The following is a 16,762-nucleotide window of genomic DNA, read 5'->3' on the forward strand; positions in this document are numbered from 1 at the left end:
GGCTCACTCTGCTCGTACGGCGTCCTCGTCGTACGTGTAACCCATGCCTTTGGAAATCTGTAGCGCGGTGTCCTTGAGATTGTCGAGCCAGCTGTCCTGCAAGCGGTCTGCCGGTGCAGACAGCGACAGACCTGCTACCAGCCGCCGCGAATCGTCATAAATACCGGCAGCGATGCAGCGTACGCCGAGTTCCAACTCTTCGTTGTCGCGTGCGTAGCCGTTGGTGCGCACCCAGTTGAGTTCACGTTCGAGCTTGGGCAAGTCCGTGATCGAGGTGCGAGTGTGACCAGACAAACCGGTACGCGTGGCATAGGCCCGCACACGGCCGAGTTCGTCTGCAGCCAGGAACAGCTTGCCAACCGAAGTCAAATGCAGCGGCGCGCGGCCACCGATAGCACGCACTACTTGCATGCCTGATCGCTCGGAATATGCGCGCTCGATGTAGACGATCTCATCACCCTGGCGCACCGAGAGGTTGACGGTTTGGCCGGTCAGGCGATGCAGGGCGCGCATCGGCGCGAGGGCCGCTTCACGCACCGAGAGGCGTGCCTTGACGAGGTTGCCGAGTTCCAGCAAACGCATGCCGAGACGGTAACTGCCCGGGTCGGAGCGGTCGACGAAGCGGCAAGCCACCATGTCGTTGAGGATGCGGTGCGCGGTGGAGGGATGCAGGCCGGTGCTGGCGGACAGCGCTTTCAGGCTGACCGGATCGGCGTGATCGGCAAGCGCGTCGAGCAGCATCATCATGCGTTCGATGACCTGGATGGACGTCTTGCCGGGGTCCTTATCTGCTTCTGCCATGGGTGCAGTGGGTTGCGGATGCGATGCAAAATTCTATCCCACAATGTGAAAATTCGCACCATCCCGACGCATGATTCCGGGTATTTTCGAGGGCTTTCTCAGTCGGCCACCGGCTGTGCTTGGTAGGGCCTCGTGAAGCGCACTCACCGCTGACATGAAGAAGTTCTGTGCCTTGAGGGCCGCGCCGGACAGGGCAGCGGGCGCATAATGGCAGCTTCCCGCAGAACACAAGAGACTCCCATGCGCGTAGGTTTGTTCGTCACTTGCCTCATTGATCTGATGCGGCCCGACATCGGGTTTTCGGTGCTCAAGCTGCTGGAAAAGGCCGGCTACGACGTCGTTGTGCCGCCCGCGCAGACCTGTTGCGGCCAGCCCGCCTACAACTCCGGCGATCGGCCACTGGCGCGCGATCTGGCGGAGAAAACGCTCAAGGAATTCGAACAGTTCGATTACGTCGTCATCCCGTCTGGGTCGTGCGGCGGCATGATCCGCAAGGGCTACGCCGATCTCTTTCGAGACGATCCGGAGCTCGCAGGCCGCTACGAGCGCCTGGCGCCGCGTGTGTATGAGTTAACCGACTTTCTCGTCAATGTGGCGCGTGTCGAGGCGCTCGATTCCGAATTTCACGGCCACGTGACGTACCACGATTCGTGCTCCGGCCTGCGCGAGCTGGGCGTGAAAGCGCAGCCGCGCGAGCTGCTCGGCAAACTGCCGGGCGTGCAACTGACCGAGATGCCCGCCTGCGAAGCGTGCTGCGGTTTCGGCGGCACGTTCTCGATCAAGTATGGCGATATCTCCACCGCCATCGCGGATGAAAAATGCGCCAACATCAAGGCCAGCGGCGCCGATGCCGTGGTGCTCGGTGATGTGGGCTGCATGCTCAACATCGAAGGCCGGCTGCGCCGTACGGGCGACACGCACACGCGTGTGCTGCACATCGCGCAAGTCCTTGCCGGCGACGCGTAAATCGCAACGCCAAGAACACGACGGAGACGCAATCGCATGCAAGTCCGCAGCATGGAATTCAAGGCGCGCGCCGGGCAGAAGCTCGCCGACAAGCGCCTGCAGCAGAACCTCACCAAGCTCTCAACCAAGTTCGTCACCGCACGCGCGGCGGCCATCCAGGACATCGATTTTCCAGCCACGCGTGAAGCGCTGAAGGAGCGCCGCAACCGCGCGCTAGAAAATCTCGACCTCTGGCTCGCTACGTTCGAGGCAGAAGCGACGCGTCGTGGCGCCAAGGTGTTGTTTGCCGAAACCACCGCCGATGCCGCGCGCCTGGTCGCAGAAATCGCTCGCAAGCACGAGGTCAAGAAGGTCATCAAGAGCAAGTCGATGGTGACCGAAGAGATGCGCCTGAACCAGGTGCTCGGCGAGATGGGCGTGCAGAGCATCGAGACCGATCTGGGCGAGTACATCCTGCAGATCAATGACAGCGAGCCGCCGTCGCACATCATTGCGCCGGTGGTGCACAAGGATAAGGAGGAGATCGCCGATCTCTTCGCCAAGACGCACAACAAGCCGCGCTTGACCGATATTCCGGAGATGACGCGCGAGGCGCGCGAAGTGCTGCGGCCCCAGTTTCTGTCCGCTGACATGGGCGTGACGGGCGGCAACTTCATCATTGCTGAGACGGGTTCCGTTGCGATCGTCACGAACGAAGGCAACGAAGGCATGTGCACGATCATGCCGCACGTGCATGTTGCCGTGACGGGCATCGAGAAGGTGCTGCCGACGCTCGAAGATCTGGCCACCGTCATGCGCCTGCTGCCGCGTTCAGCCACGGGGCAGGCGATCTCGAATTATTTCTCGCTGCTCACAGGCCCGCGCGCGCCCGGGGAGAAGGATGGCCCGGAGCATATGTATTTCGTCATCGTCGACGGCGGTCGCAGCGGCCTCATCGGCGGCGACTTCCAGGAGATGCTGCGCTGTATCCGATGCGGCGCGTGCATGAACCATTGCCCGGTCTATCAGAAGATCGGCGGTCATGCGTACGGTTGGGTGTATCCGGGCCCGATGGGCAGCGTGCTGACGCCAAGCTACGTTGGGCTGTCGAACGCGTTGGACCTTCCGCAAGCGGCCACGCTGTGCGGCGAATGCAACCGCGTGTGCCCTGCGTCCATCCCGTTGTCGGATTTGCTGCGCACGCTGCGCGAGAAACAAATGGAGCGCGAACTGCGCCCGCAATCGGAGCGCCTTGGCTTGCGCATGTGGGGCTTCATGGCACGGCGACCGGCACTGTACTCAGCCGGCACCTGGGTTGCCGCACGCGTGCTGCGCTGGATGGGCGGCGACAAGAAACTGATCCACTCGCTGCCCATCGGCAAAGGTTGGACCGATACACGTGATATGCCGGCCCCCGCGGGCAAAACGTTCCGCGAGCTGTACCGTGAAAAGAAGGCCCGAGCATGACCACCGCTGAATCCCTCCAAACATTGCGCGACGCGCTCGATCGTCACGCAAAGTCGACCGACCTGCCGCACGTGCTCAAGCAGTGGCGCGACGATGCCGTACTCGCGCCGCTGGCGATCTTGCCACCGGCGTACGACCAGGTGCGGCGTTCCTTGCTGCAGCGGCTGGATATGGCGGTGTCGTTTGGTGAGGAAAGCTGCTCGTTCTCGCCGTCGTCGTTGCTGGCCGAAATGCGTTTGTGGACGGACAAGGCTGAGGCCAAGCTCGCCAGCATGTAATCGAGAGGCGACATGGAACGCGGGATGCGTGCTAGTGTCTGACAGCTTATTCCCGTGTCAGCCCATGCCATGAACCAGACCGCCCGCGAAATCATGTTGTACGACGCCCAGAAGAAAAGTTCGGGCGTGGCTTACCTGTGGTGGTTTCTGCTGGGCTTCCTCGGAGCGCATCGCTTTTATCTGAAGCGGCCGGGCAGCGGCGTCGCACAGGCCATCGCCAACATCGGCGGCACATGGTTGGCGTTTCGCGACATGGGTAACACTGCTGGCTGGGTGCTGGCCGTCATCGGCGGGCTGTGGGTGCTGGTGGACATGTTCCTGATTCCCGGGATGGTCCGCGCATACAACACTGTGCTCGCCGAGCGGCTTTCGACCGCGCCCTGAGAGGAATCGACCTATGAGCAAAATGACTTGGTGGAAGCGCGCCGCATTGTGGGCGGCAGGTTTGGCTTGCGTGGGCGCCGCCTTGGCAGGTTGTACGACTTCGCGCGATCAATACAGCCAGAGTTCCAGTATCAGTACGTATGGTGTGGTCGACGTGGGAATCGAGCGCACATCCCGCTGATCATCATTCCGTGGCCGGTGGCGCCACGTCTTCAAACCGCCGCCACTCGCCGTTGACGAGCAGTTCCAGCGGCTGGAACAGCGCTTTATAGGCCATCTTCCGACTCTGTTCGATCCAGTAGCCGAGATAGACGTAGGGCAGGTCCAGCGCCTGCGCCTGGGCGATCTGCCACAAGACGTTGTACGTCCCGTAACTCGCCTTCTGTTCGATCGGGTCGTAGAACGTGTAGACCGACGACAACCCATCTTCCAGCACGTCGATCATGCTCACCATGCGCAGCTTGCCCGCCGATGGCGATTCGGGCGGCTCGCGAAACTCCACCAAACGCGAGTTCACCCGGCTCTGCAACAGGAACTGCTCGTACTGATCGCGGCTGTCGTGGTCCATACCACCGCCCGCATGGCGGACCGATTGGTACAGCAGATAGAGCTGATAGTGCTCTTCGACATAGGTGAGCGGTGCCACCAACGCTTCCAGCCCTTGATGCCGCTCGGCGGCGCGGCGTTGCGCTCTCGTCGGTGAATATTGATCAACGACGACGCGGCATGGCGTACATGCATGGCAGTCGTCGCAATGTGGACGGTAGGTGAAGATGCCGCTACGCCGGAAGCCAGCGCGCACGAGCTTCGAATAGACGTCTGCATTGATCAGGTGCGCCGGCGTGGCGACCTGCGAGCGCGCCAAGCGGCCATCGAGATAGCTGCATGCGTAAGGCGCGGTGGCATAGAACTGCAATGCCGAGAGGGGGAGTTCCTTAAGCTTGCTCATTGCGCACAGTCCACCGGCGGAGCACCGATTTGTCGAAGTGCCACGGCACAATGGCCGGCGCGTTGGCCGCCTCCCGCACATGTGCGAGAAACGCCTCGCGCGGCACCGGGGCACCGCCCAGCGACGCCAAATGGTCGGTCTCCTGCTGGCAGTCTATCATCGCGACGCCCCGACCGCCGAGGAAGGCGCACAGCGCCGCCAGCGCGATTTTCGAAGCATCGGTGCGGCGGGCGAACATCGATTCGCCATAGAACATGCGGCCAAGCGCCACGCCGTACAGGCCGCCCACGCGTTGCCCGGCGTGCCACGTCTCGACGCTGTGCGCATAGCCGCGGCGGTGCAGGGCGGTATACGCCTGAATGACATCTTCGGTGATCCACGTGCCATGTTGCCCCGGGCGGGCCGTGGTGGCACAGGCGACCATCGTTTCACGGAAGCCGTGGTCGATGCGGATTTCCCAAGCCGGGTCGTCAAGCACGCGGCGCAGTGTCTTGCGAAACGTAGTTGAGACGCGAAAATCTTCGGGGCGCAGCACCATACGCGGGTCGGTGCTCCACCACAGCACCGGCTGGCCCTGGGCATACCATGGAAAAATGCCTTGCCGATACGCGATCAGCAGCCGTTGGGGCGATAACTCTGCGCTGGCGGCGAGCAGCCCCGGCGCTTCAGACTCTGGCCCGAGCGCGCGATCGACCGGCGGGAAGGGATCATGCGGATCCAGCCAGGCAATCATGATGCGGACAACGTGAGTTAGGTGTTACGGCGTCGTGGCCGGCGTGTCGATCGCGGCCGAGCGCATCGGCTTGTAGATGTCGAGCGTGTGGAGGCGGAAGCTGCCGTCGGCCAGCTTGCCGGCCGCGCGATCGGCGAAGAAGCAACGCAACGTGTGGATGACAGTCGGGAAGGCCAGGTCATCCCAGGGGATGTCGGCTTCATTAAAGAGCGCGACTTCCAGGCTTTCTTCCCCCGGCGCGAAATCCAGATCGTTCAGTTTGGCCAGGTAGAACAAGTGCACTTGATGCACGTGCGGCACGTTGAGCACTGAGTACAGCTCGCCGATTTCGACATTGGCGCCGGCTTCTTCCTGCGTTTCGCGGTTGGCGGCCTGCGCGGTCGTCTCGCCGATTTCCATGAAGCCTGCGGGCAAGGTCCAGAAACCGTAGCGCGGCTCGATCGCGCGCTTGCACAGGAGGATCTGATCGTTCCAAACGGGCACGGTGCCGACCACGTTGCGTGGATTCACATAGTGAATCGTATTGCAATGGTCGCAAACGTCGCGCAGTCGGTTGTCACCGGCAGGAATGCGCGAGACGACTGATTGGCCGCAGTTGGAACAGAATTTCATAGGGAATCGTCGCGGGTGGAATGTCTCAGTGTATCACCGCGGCGAAGCGTCCCCGCGCGGCGCAGGGTGGGCCGGGAGTATCGACTGAGTTGCACGCAAAACGGCGCGTTAGGAACGTAGAAAAACAAAAAGCCCGCTGTATGCGGGCTTCATGATTCGGCTCAGGTCTTGGAGCGAGCCGTTCTACTTTGGTTGGTTGCGGGGGCAGGATTTGAACCTGCGACCTTCGGGTTATGAGCCCGACGAGCTGCCAGACTGCTCCACCCCGCGTCCGTAGAAACGCATTCGACTTTCTGGCTGGTTGCGGGGGCAGGATTTGAACCTGCGACCTTCGGGTTATGAGCCCGACGAGCTGCCAGACTGCTCCACCCCGCGTCCGTCGAATAAAAAATTATAGCGAGATCCGTGCGGCGATGCAACACCTTTCTCGTGCTGCATGCATTTTGATGGTGCGTGTTGCCCCTCTAATGGGCCGCAAAGGCAGGCGCGGACTGATGTTTGAGCACATCGTGCGCGGCCATGTTCGAAAGCGGCGCGCACGGTGCATTGCGGCGTGCTGGCCGTTTACAATGCGGCCTTTCGCGTTCTTCTCTTGATTCTGATCGTGCTCAACGCCCTGTACCCGCTTGTCCGCCCGCTGCTGTTTTCGATGGATCCTGAAGACGCGCATCACTTCACGCTGAACCAACTCAAGCGGGCACACGCGATGGGGCTTTCGGGCTGCATTGGCGGACGCGTAGCCCCGCAGCCGCGCACGGTGATGGGCGTGAGGTTTCCCAATCCAGTCGGGCTGGCTGCTGGCCTGGACAAGGATGGCGCGTATATCGATGCGCTCGGCGCGCTCGGCTTCGGCTTCATTGAAGTTGGCACGGTCACGCCGCGTGCGCAGCCGGGCAACCCGCGCCCGCGCATGTTCCGCTTGCCGGCGGCCAACGCGCTCATCAATCGCATGGGTTTCAACAACGGCGGTGTCGATGCGTTTATCAATAACGTAAAGGCGTCAAAGTGGCGCGAGGCAGGCGGCGTGCTCGGCTTGAACATCGGCAAGAACGCCGACACGCCCATCGAGCGCGCTGTCGACGATTACCTGCATTGCCTCGAGCGTGTGTATCCGCATGCGAGCTACGTGACAGTCAACATTTCATCGCCGAACACGAAGAACCTGCGTCAACTGCAGGGCGCGAGCGAGCTGGACAGCCTGCTCGGTACGCTGCGCGATGCGCAGCAGCGTCTGGCAGACCTGCATAAGCGCTACGTGCCGGTGGCATTGAAGATTGCGCCGGACCTGGATGACGACCAGATTGCCAACGTTGCCGACGCGCTGTTGCGCCACAAGATGGATGGCGTGATTGCGACCAACACCACAATCAGTCGTGAGGCCGTCGCCGGCCTGGCGCATGCGGAAGAGGCGGGCGGACTGTCCGGCCAGCCGGTGCGTGAAGGCTCGACGCGGGTGATTCGCGCATTGCATAGCTTGCTGGGCGATGCAGTGCCCATCATCGGCGTGGGCGGCATCCTCGCTGGCGAGCACGCCCGCGAGAAGGTCGACGCTGGCGCGCAGTTGGTACAGCTCTATACGGGATTGATCTATCGCGGCCCGGCGCTTGTGGCGGAATGCGCTCGCGCACTCGCGCGTTGACGGTCGTGCTTAGCGGCGAAGCAGGAAGATGATGATCGCGCTGGTGGCCACCACCGCGGCTGCCATGTCGTACGGGCCAGCGTAATCGGCCCACACCGTGGGATCGAGCTGCTGCACGAAGGCCGATTGCGCCCAGGGCAGGATCATGCGCGGAATCGCAAACAATAGGGCAGCCACGACCAGCAGCACAATCAGTGCGGTCAGCGAAGGCTTGGAACGCCCCAAGATGCGAATAGATGAGTGGGGCAAGGCCGTCCCCGAGTCAGAAGCGTTGGGCTAGCCGGGTGCTAGCCACTCAACGTTATTTTGCAATAAAGGTTTGTCAGGCATTTTCCTACAAAGTTCTGTCGGCTGCAGTCCTACTTTCGGCTATGTGCAGCACAGCAAGCACGACATGTTGCCAGCGCACCAAGGCGGCCGCCCGGCGCTGCACAATGTGCTTCATTCGGGGATGTGCATGCCTGGGCAACGTTCTTTCAGCCTTGCAGAATGCTTTACCAATATGGCTGTGCATCGTGATGCACTGCGGCAACGAATGCCCGTTTGAGGGGTTGGCGTGATGGAGGCGGGGAGTACAATCCGCCCTCATTGTGCAATGCACGATTTTTTGAGCGGCCAGCAATTCGGCCGATTTCCAAGTTCATGAGTCAAGCTCTTACAGCAACAGGGTCGCCCCAGACCAACGTGAACCTGCGCGCCATGGTGATTGGTGCCGTGGGTGTGGTGTTCGGAGACATCGGCACCAGCCCGCTGTATTCGCTCAAGGAGTGCTTCAGCCCCGAGCACGGCATTCCCTTTTCCAGCGGGGCGGTGCTCGGCATCATCTCCATGCTGTTTTGGGCGATGGTGATCGTGGTGTCGCTCAAGTACGTGCTGTTCGTCATGCGTGCCGACAACAACGGCGAGGGCGGCATCCTCGCGCTGATGGCGCTGTCGCTGCGTACGGCCAATACCAATTCCAAGCGCATGTCGCTGCTGATGATGCTGGGCGTCTTCGGTGCGTGCATGTTCTACGGCGATGCGGTGATTACGCCGGCCATCTCGGTCCTCTCCGCCATGGAAGGACTTGAAATCGCCGCGCCCGCCTTGTCGCCGTTCGTATTGCCGATCACGCTCGTGATCCTGGCAGTGCTGTTCCTCATCCAGCGCAGCGGCACGTCGGTGGTCGGCAAGCTGTTCGGTCCGGTGATGCTGCTGTGGTTTGCTGCGCTGGCCGCGCTGGGCATGATGAATCTGGTGAAGGCGCCGCAGATCCTCGGGGCCGTCAACCCGATGTATGCGATTTCGTTCCTGCACGACCATGCGCTGCAGGCGTTCATCGTGCTGGGTTCGGTGTTCCTGGTACTGACCGGTGCTGAAGCGCTGTACGCCGACATGGGCCACTTCGGCGCCCGCCCGATCCGCTGGGCGTGGTTCTTCATCGTGGCGCCGAGCCTGTTGCTGAACTACTTCGGCCAAGGCGCGATGCTTTTGACCGATCCGAGCACCATCGAAAACCCGTTCTACCGTTCGGTGCCAGAAGCGCTGCAACTCCCCATGGTCGTGCTTGCTGCAGCGGCAACCGTCATTGCCTCGCAGGCTGTGATTTCGGGCGCGTTCTCGCTGACGAGCCAAGCAATTCAGCTTGGCTTTGTGCCGCGCATGCGCATTCGCTACACCTCGGAAGCCGAGATCGGCCAGATCTACGTGCCGATGGTCAACTGGATGCTGCTGATCCTAGTGGTGGGCGTGGTGCTGGCGTTCAAAAAGTCCGACAACCTGGCCGCCGCCTACGGCATTGCCGTGACCACAACGATGGTCATCACGACAGTGCTGGCGGCAGTGGTGATGCGCTCAGTCTGGCGTTGGCATCCGGTGCTGGTGACGCTTGTCAGCCTGTGTTTCCTGGTGGTCGACATGGCGTTCTTCTCGGCCAACCTCTTGAAGATCCGCGATGGCGGTTGGTTCCCGCTGACGCTGGGCGCCGGTGTGTTCTTCCTGCTGATGACCTGGTACAAGGGCAAGAAACTTCTGCGCGCTCGCAGCCTGGAGGACGGCATCCCGCTCGAGCCGTTCCTGGCCGGATTGCTGGCGCATCCGCCGCATCGTGTCGAGGGCACGGCCGTTTTCCTCACCGGCAATACAGAGTTCGTGCCGGTGTCGTTGCTGCATAACCTGAAGCACAACCGCGTGCTCCACGAGCGCGTGATCTTCATCAGCTTCGTCACGCGCGATATTCCCTACGTGGACGACAAGCGCCGCGTGTCCGTGCGCGACTTGGGCAGCGGCATCTACATCGTCAAGGCGGAGTACGGCTTCAAGGAAACGCCGGACGTGTACCGTGTGCTCGAACTGGGTCAACCGCAGATTGGCACGCGCTGCGAGCTGATGGATACGTCGTTCTTTATTGCGCGTGAATCGGTGGTGCCGTCCAAGCTGCCGGGCATGTCGATGTGGCGCGAGCGTCTGTTTGCGTGGATGCATCAGAACGGCGCCAAGCCGTCGGACTTCTTCCACATCCCTGCAAACCGCGTGGTGGAGTTGGGCACGAAGGTCGAGATCTGACCGATCGTATCGCTGCATAACAGACGGCCCGTGCGAGAGAGACGCACGGGCCGTTTTGTTTGGATGTCAGGCGATGTCCGGGTTAGATCTTCGAGGCATCGCGGTCGCGTTTGTGCACTTCGTGGTTGCGGGCGTGTATGTCGTGGTTGCGATCCTTGACGTCGGCGTGCAGGTCCTTGCGGTCCTGGTGCAAGTCACGGCGGTCGGCGTTGACCTGATGCTGATCTTGAGCGCGTTGCTTGCTCCAGTATTCGGCACCCTTGACGTTGCCATTTGCCAGATCGCGGTTTTCGCGGCGTTGCGCGGTATTGCGCTCGGCGCGTTCGTCAGCCAGGGCAGCCTTGTCTTTGCCGATATCGGCGCGGTCGTGGCGAATGTCGCGGTTATCGTGACGGATGTCACGGTTGTCCTGATGAATCTTCTGATTGTCTTGCTGGACTTGCGTAACAGGCGACACAGGAGCGGGCGGCGTGGTCTGTGCGAAAGCGGCGGTACCGGCAACAGCAAGCAGGGCAGCGATCAGGGTGTGGCTCGTCTTCATGGAGTTTCTCCTCGTGGGTGCCAGGCGGTGTGTGCCTGTGTCTCCATAACGGGCGGAAAAGACGTGGCGCCGACGCGCGAGTGTTAGAAAATATCCATGCGCGTAAGGATGTGTAACGGGCGCGCCCAGCCATGAAAAAACCCGCCGAGTCTGAAAACCGGGCGGGTTCCGCTAAACAGAATCTGCGTTAGCGCTTGAGCTTGGCGAAGGCTTCCGCCATGGCGCCGGACGGTTCCGGCGCGCGACGCTGCTGGCCGCCGTGGCGATTGCCGCCACTACTCGGGCGATCGCCGCCGCTGGTACGCGCAGGCGCTTGGCCGGGCTCGTCGGATAAGCGCATGGTCAGACCGATACGGTTGCGCTTCACGTCCACTTCCATCACCTTGACCTTGACGATCTGGCCGGGCTTGACCACCTCGTGCGGGTCGCGCACGAACTTGGTCGACAGCGCCGACACGTGTACCAGTCCATCCTGATGCACGCCGATATCGATGAACGCGCCAAACGCTGCCACGTTCGTCACCACGCCTTCGAGCACCATGCCGGGCTGCAGATCCTTGATGTCTTCTACGCCGTCCTGGAATGTCGCCGTCTTGAACTCGGGGCGCGGGTCGCGGCCGGGCTTCTCCAGTTCCGAGAGGATGTCGACCACGGTCGGCAGGCCGAACTTCTCGTCGGTGAAGTCGCGCGCGGTCAGGCCGCGCAGCGCCTCGCAGTTGCCGAGCACGTCGCCGATGCCTTTCTTGATGCTGTCCAGGATGCGCTTGACCACCGGATACGCTTCCGGGTGCACCGAGGAGCGATCGAGCGGATTGTCGCCATCATTGATGCGCAGGAAGCCGGCGGCCTGCTCGAACGTCTTGTCACCCAGGCGCGGTACTTTCTTGAGCGCGTCGCGGTTGGTGAATGCGCCGTTGGCATCACGATATTCGACGATGTTCTTGGCGAGGATCGAGTTCAGACCCGATACACGCGCCAGCAGCGGGGCAGAGGCCGTGTTCACATCCACGCCGACCGCGTTGACGCAATCCTCGACGATGGCGTCCAGCGCGCGGGCCAGTTCGCGCTGGTTCACGTCATGCTGATACTGGCCGACGCCGATCGACTTCGGGTCGATCTTCACAAGTTCGGCCAGCGGGTCTTGCAGGCGACGCGCGATCGACACCGCGCCACGCAGCGACACATCCAGCTCCGGGAATTCCTTGGCCGCCAGTTCCGACGCTGAATACACCGACGCGCCGGCCTCGCTCACCACGATCTTGGTCAGCTTCAGCTCCGGAGCGTTACGCATGAGGTCTTGCACCAGCTTGTCGGTCTCGCGGCTTGCTGTGCCGTTGCCGATGGAAACCAGTGCCACGCCGTGCTGCTTGGCCAGACGGGCCATCGTTGCGAGCGAACCGTTCCAGTCGCGGCGCGGTTCGTGCGGGTAGATCGTGGCGGTTTCGAGCAGCTTGCCGGTGTGGTCCACCACTGCGATCTTGCAGCCCGTGCGGATGCCCGGGTCGACGCCCATTACCGCCTTGGGGCCAGCCGGCGCGGCCAGCAGCAGGTCGTGCAGATTGCGACCGAAGATCTTGATGGCCTCGGCCTCAGCGGATTCGCGCAGTTGCGTGAGCAGTTCGGTTTCGATATGCGGCTGGACCTTTACGCGCCAGCACCAGCGGCACACGTCCGACAGCCACTTGTCCGCCGCGCGGCCTTTGTTTTCGATGCCGACATGGCGCGCGATCATGACTTCGCACGGGTGGGGGATTAACGCGTCCTGTTCTTCGCCCAACCCGAGCTTGACGAACAGCACGCCCGCGTTGCGGCCGCGGAACAGCGCCAGCGCGCGGTGCGACGGTACGTTGCGGATCGGCTCGCTGTATGCGTAGTAATCGCGGAATTTTTCTTCTTCGGCGCTTTCCTTGCCTTCGACCACCGTCGACGAAACCTGGCCCTGATTCCAAAGGTGGTCGCGCACCTTGCCCAGCAGCTCCGCCGTCTCGCCAAACTGCTCGGAGAGGATGTCGCGCGCGCCGTCCAGCGCGGCCTTCACGTCCGGCACGCCGCCATCGGCAGTCGGATTGCCGTTGACGAACTTGGCGGCTTCGGTTTGAGGGTCGAGTGTCGGGTCGGCCAGCAGTGCCTGGGCCAGCGGCTCCAAGCCGCATTCGCGAGCGATCTGAGCGCGCGTGCGGCGCTTCGGCTTGTAGGGCAGGTAGAGATCTTCCAGCACCTGCTTGGTCTCGGCCGCCTCGATGGCGGTACGCAGGGCATCGGTCAGCTTGCCTTGCTCTTCAATGGAAGCCAGGATGGCCGCGCGGCGGTCTTCCAGTTCGCGCAGGTACAGCAGGCGTTCTTCCAGGTTGCGCAGTTGCGTGTCGTCCAGGTTGTCCGTCACCTCCTTGCGGTAACGCGCAATAAAGGGCACGGTGGCGCCTTCGTCCAGCAGTTGCACGGCGGCGGCAACCTGCTGCGGCCTGACCGCCAGTTCAGTGGCGATGCGGGAGACGATCTTCTGCAACACGGAATCAGTCATTGCTTCCAGAGAGTGCGATGGAAAGCCGCGCATTTTGCCACAACGCGAACCCTGTTCCTGAGCGTAAATCCGTGGCCGCGCGGCGTTTGCCGCACAGGCGCGGTGATAAAATGCGCGTTATGCCTACGCTCCTGTTTTCTGCCCGTCGCCGCGCTGCTGCGCGCCGCGCCTCCCAGCTGGTTCTGCCGGCGTCCGTGCTCAGTGTTGCGCTGCTTGCCACGCCTGCATGGAGCCAGTCCCAGCCGGTCGCTGCGCCGGCTGCCGCTGTGCCCGCCACCCCGCCCGACTTTGGCGCCGAGCACGATCGCATCAACAACGCCAAAGCGTGGGCTGAATACCGGTACGCCGAGGCCGAACGCGCTTGCTACGACAAATTCCTCGTCACGCGCTGCATCGACAAGGCCAAGGATGTGCGCCGCACGGAACTGCACACCATCCGCGAGCGCGAGCTTGCGCTGGACGAAGCCGAGCGTGCCGACCGCGCTGCCCGCCGCGACCAGGAACGCGCCATCCGCGAGGCTCAGTACAACGCCGAACGCCCCCAGCGTGAAGCCGCCGAGCAGAAGAACCGCACCGATTTCTCGAACAAGCAGGAGCAGCAGCGCCTGAATGAAGCGCAGCGCCAGGCCGAAGCGCCGCAGCGTACCGCCAACGCGCAGGCCGCGGCCAAGAAGCAGGCGGATTACGACGCCAAGCTGAAGGCCGCGCAGGAGCAGGGCGCTGCAAACGCCGCCAAGCGTGCCGAAAGCGCGAAGCAGTTCCAGGAAAAGCAGCAAGACGCCGTGAAGCGCCAGAAAGAACTGGAAGAGCGCCGCGAACAAACCAAGCGCCGCAACGAGCAAAACCAGAACAACACCAGTCCGCTGGGGTTCTAAACTTCAGCCAAGGCCGGGTTTCCGGGAGGAAAGCGATGGACAGCGATCTGAATACGATCTCGCGTCGCATCATTGAGTTGCAGATCGAGCACCGCGATCTCGATTTTCTGATCGACCGGCTGGCGGCTACAGCCGATCACGACGAGTTGCAGCTGCGCCGTCTCAAGAAACGTCGCCTGAAACTCAAGGACACCATCACCCTGCTACAGTTGCAGCTTGAGCCGGACGTGCCGGCCTAGCGCCTGCCCAAAGTTGGTTCGATTTTCATTCCGAGAGGCCGCAATCACGTGCGGCCTCCGTCATTTGACTCCACGGATTCCGCGTTGACTTCGCTTTCCCCGCTGGCCGAGCCGTCGGCTGATTCCGACGCCGATACCAGCGACGCTTCGGCTCCCGCCGCCTCGCTACCTGCCGATGCCCATCATGTTGAACTGGCGACGCTCTTTGCCGATGACGGCACGCTGGCCAAGGGTATCGATGGCTACCGGCCCCGCAGTGCGCAGCTGACGATGGCGCAGGCCGTTGCCAACGCCATCGAAGCCGCCGATTCGATCATCGTCGAGGCCGGTACGGGCACGGGCAAAACGTACGCCTACCTTGTTCCCGCGATGCTGTGGGGTGGCAAGGTGATCGTCTCCACCGGGACGAAGAACCTGCAGGACCAGCTCTTCCTGCGCGACATCCCGACGGTGCGCAAGGCGCTGAATGCGCCGGTGTCGGTGGCGCTGCTCAAGGGGCGCGCCAACTACGTCTGCCATTACCACGTGGAGCGCACGTCGCAGAACGGGCGCCTTTCTTCGCGCCAGGACGCCGCGTGGCTGCGCCAGATCAACCTCTTCCTGAAGACAACGAAAACCGGCGACAAGGCCGAACTTGCCAGCGTGCCCGAGAACGCGCCGGTGTGGAACCTCGTCACGTCCACGCGCGACAATTGCCTGGGTTCGGACTGTGCGTATTACAAAGACTGCTTCGTCATGCGCGCCCGCAAGGAGGCGCAGCAGGCCGACGTGGTCGTGGTGAACCATCACCTGTTCTTCGCAGACGTGATGTTGAAGGACACCGGCATGGCTGAACTGCTGCCTGCCGCCAACACGATCATCTTCGACGAAGCCCACCAGCTGCCCGAAACCGCCACGTTGTTCTTTGGCGAGACCATCTCGACGAACCAGATTCTCGAGCTTGCGCGTGACAGCGTGGCCGAAGGCCTTTCGCATGCCCGCGATGCGGTGGATTGGGTTGCGATTGCCGCGCCGCTGGAGCGTGCTGCGCGTGATCTGCGCCTGGTCTTCCGCCAGGACGGTTCTCGCCTGTCTATCAAGCAGATCGACAATGATGCGGCACTCGCCAAGCCGTTCTACGAGGTGTTGTCGAAGCTGGAGCAGGCACTTTCCGACTTTACCGGCGCGCTGGAAGCCCAGGCTGAGCGCGCCGAAACCATCGAGCAATGTCATCGCCGCGCCGTGGCGCTGTGTGAAAAACTTGAGGCGTGGGTCGATCCAAAACCGCCCAAGGCGCCAAAGAAAGAAGGGGATGACGCGGGCGCGGACAGCGAAAGTGCGGCCCCCGTTGACGAGCATGTGCGCTGGGTCGAGGTATTCGCCAATTCCGTGCAGTTGCACCTGACACCGTTGTCGATCGCGCCGATTTTTTCGCGCCAACGTGCGGGCCAGCCGCGCGCGTGGGTCTTTACCTCGGCCACGCTTTCGGTGCGCGGCAACTTCACGCACTACGCTGCGCAGTTGGGCTTGGATCGTGATCGCTCCATGACGCTCGACAGCCCGTTCGACTACGCATCGCAAGGCTTGCTGTATGTGCCGCGTGATCTGCCGCAGCCGAGCGATCCGCGTTTTACCGATGCGGTGCTCGACGCCACCTTGCCGCTGATTGAAGCGGCGGGCGGCAAGACGTTCCTGCTGTGCACAACGCTGCGCGCCGTGAATCGCGCCGCCGAGCGGTTGGGAGATGAATTCGCCCAACGCGGCTGGGATTTCCCGCTGCTCGTGCAGGGCCAGGCCAGCCGTACGGAATTGCTGGACCGCTTCCGGGCGCTGGGCAACGCCGTGCTGATCGGCAGCCAGAGCTTCTGGGAGGGCGTGGATGTACGCGGCGAGGCGCTCTCGCTGGTCGTCATCGACAAGTTGCCGTTTGCCCCGCCCGATGATCCGGTGCTGAGCGCGCGCATGGAGGCGCTTGAAAAAAAGGGGCTGAGCCCGTTTGCCGTGCACCAACTGCCGCATGCAGTCATCACGCTCAAGCAAGGCGCAGGGCGATTGATTCGTTCGGAGACCGATCGCGGTGTGCTGATGATCTGCGACCCGCGGCTCGTTGAGAAGAACTACGGTCGCCAGATCTGGCAGAGCCTGCCGCCGTTCAAGCGTACGCGCGAGGCCGAGACGGCTGCCGATTTTCTGCGTTCGCTGCGGCCAGATTCGGAAGAGGCGGCTGCCGGCGGGTCTGAAGACTGATCTGCGTG

Annotated in this window: 16 protein-coding genes and 2 tRNA genes; 9 read left to right on the forward strand and 9 right to left on the reverse strand. The window is 62.5% G+C overall.

Translation table 11 applies throughout. From position 1 onward, the window contains the following. Positions 1-3 precede the first annotated feature (3 nt). Positions 4-801: an IclR family transcriptional regulator gene (locus tag BM136_RS02980; RefSeq protein WP_092970144.1), complete on the reverse strand. Its 798-nt coding sequence runs from the start codon at positions 799-801 to the stop codon at positions 4-6. Between the two features lie 240 nt (positions 802-1,041). Here BM136_RS02980 and BM136_RS02985 point away from each other — a divergent pair, with 240 nt between their 5' ends. The 4 genes from BM136_RS02985 (at position 1,042) to BM136_RS03000 (ending at position 3,875) form a co-directional block, all read left to right on the forward strand. Beyond that, a complete protein-coding gene (locus BM136_RS02985) occupies positions 1,042-1,767 on the forward strand; it encodes a (Fe-S)-binding protein (protein ID WP_092970146.1) in 726 nt (241 codons plus the stop codon). A gap of 36 nt (positions 1,768-1,803) precedes the next feature. Beyond that, on the forward strand, positions 1,804-3,213 hold the full coding sequence (locus tag BM136_RS02990) for a LutB/LldF family L-lactate oxidation iron-sulfur protein (protein WP_092970148.1): 1,410 nt from the start codon (positions 1,804-1,806) through the stop codon (positions 3,211-3,213). After that, positions 3,210-3,491, forward strand: coding sequence for a hypothetical protein (locus BM136_RS02995; RefSeq protein ID WP_092970150.1), 282 nt, complete (start codon positions 3,210-3,212; stop codon positions 3,489-3,491). Before BM136_RS02990 ends, BM136_RS02995 begins: the two co-directional genes overlap by 4 nt. Before the next feature lie 69 nt (positions 3,492-3,560). Further along, positions 3,561-3,875, forward strand: a complete 315-nt coding sequence (locus tag BM136_RS03000; RefSeq protein WP_024975544.1) for a TM2 domain-containing protein — start codon at positions 3,561-3,563, stop codon at positions 3,873-3,875. A gap of 184 nt (positions 3,876-4,059) precedes the next feature. On the opposite strand, the gene BM136_RS03005 is transcribed toward BM136_RS03000, so the two are convergent. The 5 genes from BM136_RS03005 to BM136_RS03025 form a co-directional block, all read right to left on the reverse strand. After that, entirely contained in the window at positions 4,060-4,824 is a 765-nt protein-coding gene (locus BM136_RS03005) for an arginyltransferase (RefSeq protein WP_092970152.1), read from the reverse strand. Next, positions 4,811-5,557, reverse strand: coding sequence for a leucyl/phenylalanyl-tRNA--protein transferase (aat, locus tag BM136_RS03010; RefSeq protein ID WP_092970154.1), 747 nt, complete (start codon positions 5,555-5,557; stop codon positions 4,811-4,813). Before aat ends, BM136_RS03005 begins: the two co-directional genes overlap by 14 nt. Before the next feature lie 24 nt (positions 5,558-5,581). Beyond that, positions 5,582-6,169: an NUDIX hydrolase gene (locus BM136_RS03015; RefSeq protein ID WP_092970156.1), complete on the reverse strand. Its 588-nt coding sequence runs from the start codon at positions 6,167-6,169 to the stop codon at positions 5,582-5,584. A gap of 193 nt (positions 6,170-6,362) precedes the next feature. Continuing rightward, positions 6,363-6,439 (reverse strand) — tRNA-Met (locus BM136_RS03020). 28 nt (positions 6,440-6,467) lie between these two features. Further along, positions 6,468-6,544, reverse strand: a tRNA-Met gene (locus BM136_RS03025). Between the two features lie 229 nt (positions 6,545-6,773). Here BM136_RS03025 and BM136_RS03030 point away from each other — a divergent pair. Continuing rightward, complete coding sequence (locus BM136_RS03030) at positions 6,774-7,808, forward strand: quinone-dependent dihydroorotate dehydrogenase (protein WP_092970723.1); 1,035 nt, start codon at positions 6,774-6,776, stop codon at positions 7,806-7,808. 9 nt (positions 7,809-7,817) lie between these two features. On the opposite strand, the gene BM136_RS03035 is transcribed toward BM136_RS03030, so the two are convergent. Next, positions 7,818-8,057, reverse strand: coding sequence for a hypothetical protein (locus tag BM136_RS03035; protein ID WP_092970158.1), 240 nt, complete (start codon positions 8,055-8,057; stop codon positions 7,818-7,820). 393 nt (positions 8,058-8,450) lie between these two features. Here BM136_RS03035 and BM136_RS03040 point away from each other — a divergent pair, with 393 nt between their 5' ends. After that, entirely contained in the window at positions 8,451-10,352 is a 1,902-nt protein-coding gene (locus BM136_RS03040) for a potassium transporter Kup (protein ID WP_092970160.1), read from the forward strand. Positions 10,353-10,434: 82 nt separating this feature from the next. Here the strand turns inward: BM136_RS03040 and BM136_RS03045 are convergent, their stop codons facing one another. Further along, positions 10,435-10,893 (reverse strand): hypothetical protein, encoded by a 459-nt coding sequence (locus BM136_RS03045; protein ID WP_092970162.1) that lies wholly within the window; start codon positions 10,891-10,893, stop codon positions 10,435-10,437. A 187-nt stretch (positions 10,894-11,080) separates the two neighbouring features. Then, entirely contained in the window at positions 11,081-13,414 is a 2,334-nt protein-coding gene (locus BM136_RS03050) for a Tex family protein (protein WP_092970725.1), read from the reverse strand. Between the two features lie 110 nt (positions 13,415-13,524). On the opposite strand from BM136_RS03050, the gene BM136_RS03055 reads away from it, so the two are divergent. The 3 genes from BM136_RS03055 to BM136_RS03065 all read left to right on the forward strand — a co-directional run bounded on the left by BM136_RS03055 (position 13,525) and on the right by BM136_RS03065 (position 16,754). Next, complete coding sequence (locus BM136_RS03055) at positions 13,525-14,289, forward strand: hypothetical protein (RefSeq protein ID WP_092970164.1); 765 nt, start codon at positions 13,525-13,527, stop codon at positions 14,287-14,289. A 35-nt stretch (positions 14,290-14,324) separates the two neighbouring features. After that, positions 14,325-14,528 (forward strand): DUF465 domain-containing protein, encoded by a 204-nt coding sequence (locus BM136_RS03060; RefSeq protein ID WP_027681294.1) that lies wholly within the window; start codon positions 14,325-14,327, stop codon positions 14,526-14,528. An 84-nt stretch (positions 14,529-14,612) separates the two neighbouring features. After that, positions 14,613-16,754, forward strand: a complete 2,142-nt coding sequence (locus BM136_RS03065) for a DNA repair helicase YoaA (RefSeq protein WP_175537066.1) — start codon at positions 14,613-14,615, stop codon at positions 16,752-16,754. Positions 16,755-16,762 lie beyond the last annotated feature (8 nt).

It is taken from the genome of Ralstonia sp. NFACC01, from assembly GCF_900115545.1.
GTDB lineage: Bacteria > Pseudomonadota > Gammaproteobacteria > Burkholderiales > Burkholderiaceae > Ralstonia > Ralstonia mojiangensis.